At 71.5% G+C, this 12477-nt stretch carries 9 protein-coding genes and 1 pseudogene; 3 read left to right on the top strand and 7 right to left on the bottom strand.

Going from position 1 to position 12477, the window contains the following annotated elements; genetic code table 11:
* Positions 1 to 158: 158 nt before the first annotated feature.
* Together SXIM_RS26020 and SXIM_RS26025 are read right to left on the bottom strand one after the other, a co-directional pair.
* Complete coding sequence (locus SXIM_RS26020) at positions 159 to 1586, bottom strand: GntP family permease (protein WP_046725252.1); 1428 nt, start codon at positions 1584 to 1586, stop codon at positions 159 to 161.
* A 622-nt stretch (positions 1587 to 2208) separates the two neighbouring features.
* Entirely contained in the window at positions 2209 to 2775 is a 567-nt protein-coding gene (locus SXIM_RS26025) for a potassium channel family protein (RefSeq protein ID WP_043178916.1), read from the bottom strand.
* A gap of 338 nt (positions 2776 to 3113) precedes the next feature.
* Here SXIM_RS26025 and SXIM_RS26030 point away from each other — a divergent pair, with 338 nt between their 5' ends.
* Positions 3114 to 4247, top strand: coding sequence for an FUSC family protein (locus SXIM_RS26030; protein ID WP_046725253.1), 1134 nt, complete (start codon positions 3114 to 3116; stop codon positions 4245 to 4247).
* A gap of 684 nt (positions 4248 to 4931) precedes the next feature.
* On the opposite strand, the pseudogene SXIM_RS28405 reads toward SXIM_RS26030, so the two are convergent.
* Positions 4932 to 5405, bottom strand: a pseudogene (locus SXIM_RS28405) (SigE family RNA polymerase sigma factor); the annotation flags it as partial.
* Positions 5406 to 6207: 802 nt separating this feature from the next.
* On the opposite strand from SXIM_RS28405, the gene SXIM_RS26040 reads away from it, so the two are divergent.
* Together SXIM_RS26040 and SXIM_RS26045 are read left to right on the top strand one after the other, a co-directional pair.
* Positions 6208 to 6816, top strand: coding sequence for a hypothetical protein (locus SXIM_RS26040; protein WP_030739149.1), 609 nt, complete (start codon positions 6208 to 6210; stop codon positions 6814 to 6816).
* Positions 6817 to 7148: 332 nt separating this feature from the next.
* Positions 7149 to 7571 (top strand): hypothetical protein, encoded by a 423-nt coding sequence (locus tag SXIM_RS26045; RefSeq protein ID WP_246156942.1) that lies wholly within the window; start codon positions 7149 to 7151, stop codon positions 7569 to 7571.
* Here the strand turns inward: SXIM_RS26045 and SXIM_RS26050 are convergent.
* Genes SXIM_RS26050 through SXIM_RS26065 form a run of 4 tightly spaced genes read right to left on the bottom strand, consistent with a single transcriptional unit; the run spans position 7456 to position 12440 of the window.
* Positions 7456 to 8214, bottom strand: a complete 759-nt coding sequence (locus tag SXIM_RS26050; RefSeq protein WP_046725254.1) for a thioesterase II family protein — start codon at positions 8212 to 8214, stop codon at positions 7456 to 7458. The genes SXIM_RS26045 and SXIM_RS26050 overlap by 116 nt on opposite strands.
* On the bottom strand, positions 8211 to 10844 hold the full coding sequence (locus tag SXIM_RS26055; protein WP_053116308.1) for an amino acid adenylation domain-containing protein: 2634 nt from the start codon (positions 10842 to 10844) through the stop codon (positions 8211 to 8213). Before SXIM_RS26055 ends, SXIM_RS26050 begins: the two co-directional genes overlap by 4 nt.
* A gap of 59 nt (positions 10845 to 10903) precedes the next feature.
* Positions 10904 to 11728 (bottom strand): mycofactocin-coupled SDR family oxidoreductase, encoded by an 825-nt coding sequence (locus SXIM_RS26060; protein ID WP_030739157.1) that lies wholly within the window; start codon positions 11726 to 11728, stop codon positions 10904 to 10906.
* 7 nt (positions 11729 to 11735) lie between these two features.
* Entirely contained in the window at positions 11736 to 12440 is a 705-nt protein-coding gene (locus tag SXIM_RS26065; RefSeq protein ID WP_030739160.1) for a thioesterase II family protein, read from the bottom strand.
* Between the last annotated feature and the right edge of the window lie 37 nt (positions 12441 to 12477).

The following is a 12477-nucleotide window of genomic DNA, read 5'->3' on the forward strand; positions in this document are numbered from 1 at the left end:
GGCGCAGGCTCACACGAGTGGCGGCAGGAACGGTGCCCCTGCGCGTCTGGGCGGCGGGGCCCAGACGGCGGGAGAGGTACGGGGACCCCTTCGACACACGGTTCCGCGTGCGGATCGTCGAGGCGGCACCGTGCTGCCCGCACCAACGGGCGGACGCCCTACAGCACCACCAGCCCGAGCAGCACGATGGCCGACAGAGCGGTGACCCCCTGGACCGCGGTGGCCGCGGTCTGGGCACGGTAGGCGGTCTTCACATCCATCCCGGCGAACTGGGAGACCACCCAGAAATACGAGTCGTTGACATGGCTGACCACCATCGACCCGGCGCCGATGGCGAGCACCGCCATGACCTGGCCCATCGGTATGGAGCCGATCGTGCCGTCCAGCCCGAGGGCCGGGAGCAGCGGTTGGGCGAGCGTGGAGGTGATGATCAGCGCCGCGGTGGTGCTGCCCTGCGCGGTCTTCAGCAGGGCGGCGAGCCCGAAGAGGACCAGCAGCGCCGGGATGCCGCTGACCGCCGAGCCGTCCCCGATGAGGTCGCCTATGTAGTCGGCGATCGGCGTGCCCTTGATGACCTCCCCGAAGGCGCCTCCGGCACCGGTGATGACCAGGATGGGCGCGGCGTCGACCAATCCCTCGGCGACCCAGGTGGTCAGTGCCTTGGCGTCGCGCCGTGGCGGCAGCAGGGCCAGCGCGAGCAGGACACCGATGAGCAGCGCGTTCACCGGGCTGCCGAGGTCGGTGAGGAAGGCTCCGAGGGCTCCGTCGACGAGGGTGCCGTCGCCGGAGGGGAACGCGGCGACCGAGCCGATCGCCATCAGGACGATGGGCCCCAGGATCGGGGCCAGGGCCCGGCCCGTCGAGGGAAGACGTTCGAACTGCGCCTTGTACTCCTCGAAGGTCTGTCGCGCGTCGGGCAGATGGCTCTCCAGATCACCGGTGCGGCGCAGCGCCCAGGCGAGCCCGGCGACGGCGGCGACGAGGGAGACGGGGATGCCGAAGAGGATGACCCAGACCAGTCCGTCGGAGGCGATGCCGACGTTGCCCGCGGCGGCGATCGGGCCCGGGGTCGGGGGGACGAAGGTGTGCGAGGCGTACAGGCCGGTGGCCAGGGCGGTCCCGAGGACGACGGGGTTCTTGCCCGTCCTGCGGGCTATGGAGCGCTGCAGGGGGGAGAGCACGACGTAGCCGGAGTCGCAGAAGACCGGGACCGAGACGACCCAGCCCATGAGCGACATGGCGAGCGCGGGATGGCGTTTGCCGATGACCTTGAGCACCCCCTCGGCGAGAGTGACCGCCGCGCCGGTCCGTTCCAGGACCTTGCCGATGATGGTCCCGAAGAGGATCACCAGGCCGATGCTCATCAGGATGGAGCCGAACCCCTGGGCCACCGTCCCGGCGAGATCGTCGACGAACCGCTCCTCAGCGCCGGTCGCCGCGCCGATGCCCATCGCCAGGAATCCGAAGGTGTAGGTGGACAGAACGATGGCGAGGAAGGGATGCAGACGGAACCGTCCGCACAGGACGATGATCAACCCGATGCTCACGGCGAGGGCGGTGAGCAGGGCGGGGCCTGCTGTGTTCATGCGGCTGACTCCTAGCGGGACACGACACTCCGGGGCCGTGACGGTGGTTCAGTGGTGGGGAGGGGCGGCCTGCGCGGGGGTCGCGGATCAGCCCCGCGGCAGGCCGGGGCACCGGGGAGGACGACTCACGGCGAGCCGTCCCGGCACTCTAGGCACGCGGTCGGCATTCCGAATACGGGTGCGACATGCGGAATTTCCCCTCCGCACCCGGCCATGGGCGACCAGCCGCCCACCGCCGGAATCCGGAGCGATGTCAAGGACAGCGGAGCGCCCCCACGATCGCCGTCACGAACCGGGCCGAAGCCGAAGCCGGGGTGACCGGACGGCCACCATGCCGGTGCTCAGCCGCGGTCGGCGGCCGAAGGAGCCTCGCGGATCATCGGCAGGGTGGGCAGCCTCCCCCGCCAGAGGTAACACCGGCACCTGACCAGGTCGCCGTGCGACTGCCCTCGGCTGGGTCCACCCGGCTTGCGTGGGGCTCCCGTTCGGGTGGAGTGCACCTGCCGGACGACACCGGGACGGGCGTCCGGCGCGGCTCCCCACCCCGCTCGATGGCGGCGCAGTGTGTCCCGCCGAGGGTTGTCCGTGGGGGGCGGATCCTCGCACGGACCACCGGCCGGGGTCAGGGCTCCTTCGGGGGCGTCCCCGACGTCATGCGTCTCATGTTGATCTGCACCGCGCTTACGATCAGCCTGGCCACCACTCCCACGAGCACGAGGCCGGCGACCATCTGAACGGTGACCAGGATCCGGGAGGGAGCGGTCGTCGCCGTGATGTCGCCGAAACCGACGGTGACGAACACCGTGACGGTGAAGTACAAGGCGTCGGTACGGGTCAACGGCATCGTGAAGGAACCCGGCTGATCGGTTTCCATGACGTAGTACGCGCCGGCGAACATCAACAGGAACACCGGGACGACGACGCTGAACGCCTCGATGGCGCGCAGGCTCGGATACGGGGAGCGGATGATCGCGTACACCTGCCAGGCCACGGCGGCGGCGAAGACCAGGAAGCCGGTGAGGAACCACAGAGCGTTGAGCCGGTCGAGAGGGCGATCGACAGGCAGGGTGTAGAAGAGGACCAACAGGACGATGACCGTGACCGTCGCGCGCAGCGTGGTGAGCAGGAGGAGCCGGCGGCGCTGTCGAGGCTCCAGTTCCCGGTAGTGGCGGGCGGCGTCGATGCTCATGACAACCAGATCCTCCGTTCGTGGCCGGCGACACCGACCTTCCAACGGCGCTCCCAGCGCGCCAAGGACTGCCACTCGTCATAGGACCACGTCCGGCGCACGCCCCCGTGTACGGTGCGCCCCGCTCCGACGGCGCGTCGGGGGCCGGTGTCCCCATGCCCGGAGAAGTAACCGGGGGAGACCCCACCGACAGGGCCAGGGGCCCGATGGGCCGTACGACTGGACGGACGGGCTGTCTTCACCCGCGGCCCGTGGGTCGTACCGGAGCCGTCCCGACACCGGCACAGAATGCGGGGCACGAGCGGCACACCCGGTGACCAGGGCGAGCGAGGACGGTCATGAGCGCGAGCACAGAAGGACGGGCCACGCTCGCGGGGAAGATGTCGAGCCGGCTGTCGGAGATGTTCGCGCTCGACCCCGCCGGGCCGAACTGGGCACGCGGCGTGGCCGCCCTGGACATCGCCCTGGTGCCACTGCTCGTCTTCTGGTCGATCGGGCACCAGGAGTACCTGGTCAGCGCGATCTTCGGCCTGCTCTTCTCGGCGCTGGACGACCCCGGGGGCGGTATCCGGTTCCGGGTCTCGCGCGTGGCGACCTTCGGACTGCTGGGCGCGGGGGTGACGGCGCTGGGGTTCGCCATGGCGGGGGCCGCGTGGTTCTGGCTGGTGCTCGTGTCCTTCGGCGTCACGCTGACCGCGAGTCTGGCGGCGGTGTTCGGGGCACGCGCCTTCGCCACGGCGCTGCTGCTGAACCTGTGGTTCGTCCTCTCCCTGGGACACGGCTTCAGCTTCCATCAGACGGCTCACCTCACCAGCCACCTCTGGGCCCAGGTGGTGGCCTGGGCCGGGGGATCTGCCCTGTGGATCGCGGTGCTGCTCCTCGGTCGGCTGATCCACGGACGCGGGGCGAGATCGCGCCCGGTCCCCGAACTGCCCGGTGACACCTTGCGGCGGCCGCTGACCTCGCCGCGGGTGGCGTTCGCGGCAGTCCGCGCCGTCGCCTTGGCCGGCACCGTCGCGCTCGCCTTCGGACTGAACCTGTCGCACGGTTACTGGATGACCATCGCGGCCATGGTGGCGATGAAGCCGAGCCTGGAGCAGACCACCCTGGTGGCTTCCCAGCGCCTGGTGGGAGCGAGCATCGGTTCCGCCGCGGCCATCGTGTTGCTGCTGATCCCCGCCGGCGAGCACGGACGGCAGCTGTACACCGTCGAACGGGGACTCGAAGTGGTCGCGCTGGTGCTGCTGATGCACGGGGTGGCCTTCTACTTCTGGAACTACACGCTCTACACCGCCGTCATCGCTGCCGCTGTCCTCCTCCTGGTGAACATTCCCCATCCCTCGGACTACGCCGCCGAGGGCTACCGCGTCCTGTGGACGGTCTGCGGCGTGGGTATCGGGGTCCTCACCATGCTCCTCGCGGGCCTGCTCGCCCGACGCACCGCCACGGAACAAGCGGAGCAACCGTCCTGAACGCTTGCCCCTGCCTGCGGTGCCACCCTGCGGCGGTCACGACGTGCTCGACATCGAGGACCATCCCGCCCCGGCCCGCGGGGGCCGGTGCGCGGGCCCCCGCGGACTTCTCGCCGGCTACGCGTCCGGGTACAGCGGGTCCTCGTCCGCCTCGTGCAGCAGTTCCACGACGTCCGGTTCGCCGGCCCAGGCCAGCAGGTCGTCGGCCGTGACGGGCGGCGGCGTGTGGGTCGGGCCGTCGGGCCCCACCGAGAGGCCGACGTAGCTGCCGCCGAGGTAGAACTGGGCGCTCGCCCCGCCGACCCGGCGCATGTCAGGTGTCAGGCCGCGCAGGGAGACCGTCTCGCCGGTGGCGAGTTGCGCGACCCGGCAGGTCCGCGCGTCCTCCTCCGCCAGGCAGCCGCCGACGTGGCTGAGGTCGATGTTCCCCGCGCCGGCGAGGGGCCGCACGTTGAACAGGATGTCGAAGGACAGGCCGTCCTCGGTCAGGCCGCGGTAGACGTTCCCTTCTCCCTGGACGATCTGGACGGTCGTGATCTGCTCGGGCAGCAGACCATCGAGGACGGCGGCCACGCGCTGCCGGTAGTCGGTGACCCTGGCCAGCTCGTCGGCCGACAGACCCGGATAGTCGGGTGAGGTGCCGTCATCCGGCGGTACCACGTCGTAGGTCTGCCCCCCACGATGCTCGGCGTCCTGCAGGCCCTCGCGCAGGCGGGTGAGCCCGCGCGTGCACTGGCTCTTGACCGTGCCGGGACGGCAGCCGAGCAGCGAGGCGACGGTGTCGACGCTCAGGTCCTCCCAGTAGCGCAGGACGACCATGGCCCGCTGCCTGGGCGGCAGTTCCCGCAGTGCGGCCAGCAGCGTCACCCGCAGCGCGGGATCGCCGGTGGTGCTCGGGTTCGTCTCCACGGCCCCCAGTCGCCGGCCGAGCAGGTTTCGCCGTTGCTCGGACAGGAACGTGCGGGTCAGCACCGTGCGCGCGTAGGCGTCGACGCTGTCCGCCCGCCCGGCCTTGGCCCAGTGCTGGAACAACTTGACCAGGGTGGCCTGGGTCAGGTCCTGGGCCCGGTACCGGTCGCCGCACAGGAGTACCGCAGTGCGGTACAGCCAGTCCTGTCGCGCTCTCGCATAGTCTTCGAACTCTTCTCTTTCGTTCATCTGCTCCCCGCCCACGACGTGCCCGCGTCTCTCATCCTGTTCTGAGCAACGGGGCGGCCGAAGGGTTCAATCACGTTTCGGCAACGCCGGTACGGGGTGGTGCGCCGGCACCCCGGCGCCGGCTTCTCAGTGGGCGGTGCGCTCACCGGTGCTGGTGCCCTCCGTGAAAGTCCGGCCGACCGATTCGGTCACTCGGTTCACGGCGAACTCGTGTTCCGGCCGACGAACTCGGCCCCGGCGCGGCGTCACCCGGGTTGCGTGTGCGGACAGAAAGGAGGTCGTTTCTGGAGGGGTGACAGGCGGTGCGTCCAGATGGCCGCGACGCGAAGTGCCGAGCAGATGCGGAGGATCGCTCCCGGTCACTTCCGAGTGGGGTCCGCACGCGTTAGTGTGCGCCGCCCGGTTCACACTCCGTCCGGATGCCGCCGGTGGTGGTCTCCGTTGTTGCGTCGTCGGGTCATCCGGTTGCTTTCCCCTGCGCTCTTCGAGATGCACGGCGAATGGATCGCCTTACCGTGCCGCCGCCTCCTCGAAGGCGATATGGGGGAAATCTACCGCAAGCTCTCTTTTGGTTCCTCCGCGCTACCCAACGCACCGAAATGCAACCGTCAGTTGATTCCCAGCGCCATCACGGGGGACACTGCCCGGCGGATGCGTCTTCCCGGCCGAGTGGCACTCGCTTCGGTATCCTCCCGTGCAGGTCATCGGAGGCCATTTACCCAGGGATTACTGGTCAGTTGACCTCGGGGTTTCGTGGTAGCGTCCTTGCTCGGAGGGGACAGTACAACCTGAAAGGGAAATCGTGAACACGGAGAAGATCGCCGCTCGCCGCCTCTCGCTGGAAGAGGTGACGAAGCTCGGTGTGAAGGACAGGATCTTCGTTTCCGCCGACACGGCAGAACTCAAGCTTCCCGACTGCTATGTCCCTGCTTTTCTGACCAAGTCCGGTGAGGATTTCGAGGGCGGCTCAGTCACGGCGAGAACCGTATTCCAGGAAGAGGTCTCCTGCCTTCCCGACGACGAGAATGAAGCCGGAATCTACGTGGCCGACGAGAACGGCTCGGCGACCATCGAGGTCCTCCAGTCCGCCGGTGTCGTGCTGGATCTGGCACTTTTCGTCCCCGGTGGGGACAAGGGGGCCATCACGGCCCTTTACGCCGCGGCCCGGCAGGCGTTCGGCGCCGACGTCGTGCAGATCTGGCGCCAGGGCCTCAAGGAGGTTCCCGACGTGAAGGTCGACATCTTCGAGGAGCAGATCCCCCGAGGACGCAAGGGGGGCGACAGCACCAAGCGTGACCGTCGCGCGATCGACACCTACCCCACCCGCGCGGACTTCATCGAGTTCTCCGCGGGGTGGAAGCCGGTCGTTGAGGTTCACCGGCCGATTGTTGACGACACCCCGACCATCTGAGGCGGCGTCGCCTCCCGGTCTCGGCCTGAGGACGTAGTCGAGTGACGTCCACTTCGTGCTCAGGCGAGGCCGGGGAGCGTCAGGGGCCGGCGGGTGTCACGCGCGGTGGGGCCGTCATGGCGGCAGCCGGTCGTGGGGTGCGGGGGCGGGTCAGGCATGAGGCGACCGAGAACGCCGCGAAGGTCTGCCGCCTGCTCGGCCGGAGCTGACGCGGCGGATTCGCCGTCATGCCGTGAACGCCCTCGTCGGCGATGAGACACGGCTGGTGCCGCAGAACCTGGTCAAGGCGTACGGGCGCGGGCTCTTGTACCCTGCACCGACGAGGGGGAGCCATGACGCGAGGGGTTCGGGCGGTGCTCGCCGTGTACATCGGCGTCTTCGTCTGGGGGACCCTCGTCCATCTGGTGGACCTGACCGGCGGCGGGCACAGCAGTTACGCGCTGGACGCCCCCGCCGCGGTGCGCGCTTTCTTCGTCGCCCTGGTGGTGCTGGACCCGCTGGTGGCGGTACTGCTGTGGCGCCGCAGGCCCGCCGGTGTGGTCGCGGCGGGCCTGGTGATGGGCGCCGATCTGGCCGCCAACGGCTGGGTGCTCGGGCCGGACGCCGCCGCGTTGTGGGCGCCCGGCCTGTTCTGCGCGTTCATCGCGGTGACGGCGGTACCGCTGTATCAGCGGCTGGCCGGGCGCGTGCCCGCAGCAACTCCAGGAACTCCTCCTGCCGTTCCATCAGGTAGAAGTGGCCGCCGGGCAGGGTGAACTGCTCGAAGGCGCCGGTGGTCAGCTTCTCCCAGCCGGCGATCTGCGCGGGCGCGGCGGAGGCGTCCTTGTCGCCGCCCACGGCCGTCACCGGTACCGCCACCGGGGGCGCCCCCGTGGCACGGGCGCGGTCCACCAGCAGATAGTCGTTGCGCAGGATCGGCAGCAGCATCTCCATCAGGTCGCGGTCCGCGAGGACGGCGTCGGACGTGCCGCCCTGCTCGCGCAGCGCCGCCAGCAGTTCCGCGTCCGTGCGGCTCGCGGGCCGGGGGCGGTCGGATGCCGGGGTGGGCGGCGCGCACGCCGAGAGGATCAGCCGCGCCACCGGAAACACGCACGCCACCCGGTGGGCGAGCAGCGCCCCCATGCTGTGCCCGAACAGCAGCGTGGCGACACCGGGCCGTTCGGTGCGGGCCAGTTCCCCGGCGATCCGCTCCGACAGCCACCCGGGGTCATCGATCAGCGGCTCGTCCAGCCTCATCTCGCGCCCCGGGTAGTGCACGATCTGGAGTTCCACCGAAGCGCCGAGCGACGGGCCCCAGCGCCGGTAGAAGTTGGGGCCGCCCCCGGCGTGCGGCAGGCACACCAGCCGGTGCGTCGGCGCGGTCGCCGGGTGCGGTACGTACAGCCAGTCGGAGGTCACGCGGCCGGTCCTTCCCCATCGCCCGAGGTGTGCCGGGAGCGCAGCAGTTCGATGAAACGGCCGGCGTCGGCGTGGCGGTAGAACTCGGGCATGGACACCTTCGGCAGGCCCAGGTCCCTCAGTTCGGCGAGCACCCGGATGACCAGCAGCGAGTTCCCGCCGATCTCGAAGAAGTTGTCGTCCGGCCGCACCTCGGCGAGATCCAGGTGGTGGGCCCACAGCTTCAGTACGGTGGCCGCCAGGTCGTCCGCCGCGGGACGCGGGGCGGGCTCGGGCCGCTCGCCCGCGTGGGCGGCGCGCGGCTGGGGCAGCCGGGCGGTGTCGAGTTTGCCGTTCAGGGTCAGCGGGATCTCCGGCACCTCGGTGAGAGTACCGGGCACCATGTAGTCCGGCAGCACCAGACGGCACTCGGCCAGGGCCTGGCGTACCGTCGCGCCCGGCCGCAGCACGGCGTACGCGTCGATCCGGGCATCGGCCCGGTCCGACCGGCTGCCTTCTCGCAGGATCACCGCGGCCCCGGCCACCTGGGGGGTGGCCAGCAGCACTGCCCGGATCTCGTCGAGTTCGACGCGGTGCCCGCGGATCTTCACCTGGCTGTCGATCCGGCCCAGGTGCTCCAGGCCGCCGTCCGGGCGCAGCCGCCCCTTGTCCCCGCTGCGGTAGAGGCGTTCCCCGGTCAGCGGGTCGGTGACGAACCGCTCGGCGGTCAGCTCCGGCTGTCCCAGGTACCCCTCGGCGACTCCGGCGCCACCCACCCAGATCTCGCCGGCGGGGCCCGGTGGCAGCACCCGGCCGTGTTCGTCGCGGACGGAGACCGACCACCCGGGCAGGGCGCGGCCCACCGAGCGGGTGCCGGTCACGGTGTCGGCGGGGGTCACCGTGCGGGCGGTGACATGGACGGTGGTCTCGGTGATGCCGAACATGTTCACCAGCCGGCAGGCCGACGGCGGGTGTTCGGCGAACCACGGGCCGAGCGTCCGGGGGTCGAGCGGTTCGCCGCCGAAGACCACCAGGCGAGGGGCGGGCCGCGCCGCGTCCGGGGCGGCGCGGCGGTCGGCCTCGATCAGCTGGGAGAACGCGGACGGGGTCTGACTGAGCACGGTGACGCGGCGTTCGGCCAGTAGATCCCGGAAGTCGTCGGGGGAACGGCTCACCCAGTAGGGCACCACGATCAGCCGGCCGCCGGTGAGCAGGCAGCCCCAGATTTCCCAGACGGAGAAGTCGAAGGCGCTGGAGTGGAAGAAGGTCCACACATCGTCCGGGCCCAGCCCGTACGTGGGAGCGGTGGCGCGGATGAGCGCGGTGACATTGCCGTGGGGCACGGTCACCCCCTTGGGACGGCCGGTCGATCCGGAGGTGTAGATGACGTACGCGGGCGGGTTCGCGGCCTCGTCGGTGACGGGTTCCGTCCACCGGGCGCCGGCCGTGGCCAGGTCCTCGGGGGTGGCCGTACGGACTCCGTCCGTGGCGGGGAAGTCCCCGGTGGTGATCACCAGCGGCACACCCGCGTCCGTGGCGGTGTGGCGCAGCCGTCCGGCCGGGTAGCGCGGGTCCATCGGCACGTAGGCGCAGCCCGTCCGGAGCACGGCCAGAAAGGCGACGACCGTGGTGGCCGACCGGTCCAGGCAGACACCGATCCGGCTGCCCGGCGTGACGCCGAGCGCCCGCAGTCCGGCGGCCAGCAGATCCGCGCGTTCCGTCAGTTCACGATAGGAGAGCGTGCCGTCCTCGTCACTGACGGCGGGCGCGTCGGGCCGCAGCCGCGCGAGTTCGGCGATGCGGCGGTCGATGCGCGGCTCACCGGGAGCGGTGGCGGGTGCCGGAGTGCTGCCCAGCGCCAGGACGGCGCGGGCCGCGTCGTCGGTCAGCACCGGGGCACCGGGGTCCGGGTCGGTGGCGGTACGGGCCAGGTGGTCGGCGAAGGAGTGGGCGACGTCGGCGGCGATGGCGCCCTCGTCGTACCGGCAGTGTCCGGTGTGGGTGCCGTCCGCCGCGCGTTCCCAGTACCAGCTCATCGGCAGTGGCGGGGCCAGGGCCGGGGTGTACGCGCGGCCGGGCCGCGCCTCGCCGAACTCCAGGTGCAGCGGGCCCGGGCCGCCGTCGTGCTCCTCCTCGTAGCGCGAGAGCGTCAGCGCGGTGGCCTTCCGCAGCCGTGCCTCGTCGGTGCCGCGCACGGTGCGGGTGAGGGTGGAGACGCGGCCGGCCCGGCGCGGGTCGCCCAGGCCCCAGGGGGTGGCCGGCCGGGCGGCCGGCGCCTCCCTGGCCGGCCGGGAGCCGGCCAGGGGCGGCTCGCCCGGATCGTCGGCGGTCAGCCAGTCGGCCAGCGCGGCGAGTTCCGCCGCCGGTATCCGGCACCGGTCGGCGACGAGAACGAGTTCGGCCGGGCCCTCCGGGTTCTCCACCAGCACCGCGCGCAGCGGCGCCCCGCCCGCGCGCAGTGGCCGCAGGGCTTCCCGCGCCCCGGAGCCTCGGGAACGCCACAGCCTCGGGCCGATGACGCCGGGCCGGTGCTCGGCCAGCCGGGCCAGCCGGCCATCCACCGTGTCGGCCCTCGCCGCAGGCGGCAGCCGGAGCAGCAGGCTGTGACAGGCGGCGGCGCGTTCGAGGGAGGGGGAGAGCTGTGTGGCCATGGAGTCTGGCCTCCTGTCCGGGAGAGGTGCCTGAGGGCGGGAAGCGGGCGGGTGGGGCGTCACCTGGCGGTGAAACCGCCGTCGACGGTGAGAACGGATCCGGTCACCTGCGGGGAGTCCGGGCCCGCCAGCCACAGCGCGGCACCGGCGATGTCGGACGGCTCGATCAGGGTGTTCATCGGCTGGGACTGCACGAACGTCTTCTCGTGGTCGGCGACCGGCACCTCCAGCGAGCGGGCGATCTCGGACAGCATCCGCCCTTCGACGGCCGGGTCGTCGCGTACCGAGCCGGGGCACAGCGCGTTGACCCGCACCCGGTGCGGGGCGTAGTCCAGCGCGGCGGCCTTCGTGAGCCCGATCAGGCCGTGCTTGGCGGCGACGTAGCCCGCGAAGTGCCGGTAGCCGACGAGGCCGGCCGTGGAGGAGATGTTGATGACGCTGCCGGACTGCCGCGCGATCATGGTGGGGGCCACGGCCTTCGTCATCCGCCAGGCGCCGGAGAGATCGGTGTCGATCATCACCGCCCACTGCTCCTCGGAGATCTCGTGCGCGGCGCGCCCCGAAGGCGCCGCGATCCCGGCGTTGTTGACCAGGACGTCCACGGTGCCGAAACGGTCCAGGGCCTGCTCGACCGCGTCCGTGACCGCGGCCGGGTCCCGTACGTCCGCCGTCACGCTCAGCACGGCCGCGCCGCGCTCCTCGCACAGCCGGGCCGTGTGGGCCAGTTGCCCGGCGGAACCGAGGGGATAGGGCACCTGGTCCAGGTCCTGCCCGACATCCAGCAGCACCAGGTCCGCGCCGTGCTCGGCGAAGGTGACGGCGCACTCGCGGCCCAGGCCGCGGGCCGCCCCGGTGATGACGGCGGTGAGCCCGCTCAGCCGCATCGCCCGCTCACCGCCCTTCGGCGACGGCGCCGGCGGTGAATTCCAGCAGCGCCGTGGCGGACTCGGTGAGGTACATGTGGCCACCGGGGAACTCGTGGGCGGTGAACGCGCCGGCGGTGGCCGCCGCCCACTGCGCGGAGTCCGCGGCCGACACCAACCGGTCGTCCGCACCGCGCAGCGCGGTCACGGGCAGATCCAGCGGACGGTCGTCGGCGGGCCGGTAGTCCTCGTGCATGGCGACATCGGCGCGCAGCAGCGGGAGCAGCAGCTCCCGCATGTCCGGGTCGTCGAAGGCGGCGTGGCGGTAGCCGGCGAACTCGTTGACCCGGGCCAGGAACGCGTCGTCGTCCAGTCCGGTGGCGCGGTGGGTGCGGCCGGTCCACGGCCCGGGCGAACCGCTCACGAACAGCGCGCGCAGCGTGGGGTGCCCCTGGGCGAGCAGCGCACGCGCCGTCTCGAACGCCAGCACCGCGCCGAGGCTGTGCCCGAACAGCGCGACATGCTCCTTGTCCTTGGTGAGCCGCATGGCGTCGGCGGCCAGCTCCAGCGCGGCGGTGGCCACATCGCTGTGCGGCGGGTCGATGAACCGTTCCTCCCGGCCCGGCAACTGGAGGGGCACGACATCCACGCCGGCCACCTCCAGCTTCTTCCAGGCGCGGTAGAAACCGGCCCCGCTGCCGGCGAACGGCAGGCAGACCAGGGAGAGTGTCATGGCTTCGCTCCGTAACTGATGAACTGTTCGGTGTCGG

Origin of the sequence: Streptomyces xiamenensis, assembly GCF_000993785.3 — a bacterium.
In the GTDB taxonomy this organism is placed as follows: domain Bacteria; phylum Actinomycetota; class Actinomycetes; order Streptomycetales; family Streptomycetaceae; genus Streptomyces; species Streptomyces xiamenensis.

What these genes read in the sequence shown, in the direction of transcription:
- SXIM_RS26045 (WP_246156942.1), top strand. Translation starts at nt 7,149, where the DNA reads ATGACGCGAGGGGTTCGGGCGGTGCTCGCCGTGTACATCGGCGTCTTC.
- SXIM_RS26065 (WP_030739160.1), bottom strand. Translation starts at nt 12,440, where the DNA reads ATGACACTCTCCCTGGTCTGCCTGCCGTTCGCCGGCAGCGGGGCCGGT.
- SXIM_RS26060 (WP_030739157.1), bottom strand. Translation starts at nt 11,728, where the DNA reads ATGCGGCTGAGCGGGCTCACCGCCGTCATCACCGGGGCGGCCCGCGGC.
- SXIM_RS26025 (WP_043178916.1), bottom strand. Translation starts at nt 2,775, where the DNA reads ATGAGCATCGACGCCGCCCGCCACTACCGGGAACTGGAGCCTCGACAG.
- SXIM_RS26020 (WP_046725252.1), bottom strand. Translation starts at nt 1,586, where the DNA reads ATGAACACAGCAGGCCCCGCCCTGCTCACCGCCCTCGCCGTGAGCATC.
- SXIM_RS26030 (WP_046725253.1), top strand. Translation starts at nt 3,114, where the DNA reads ATGAGCGCGAGCACAGAAGGACGGGCCACGCTCGCGGGGAAGATGTCG.
- SXIM_RS26055 (WP_053116308.1), bottom strand. Translation starts at nt 10,844, where the DNA reads ATGGCCACACAGCTCTCCCCCTCCCTCGAACGCGCCGCCGCCTGTCAC.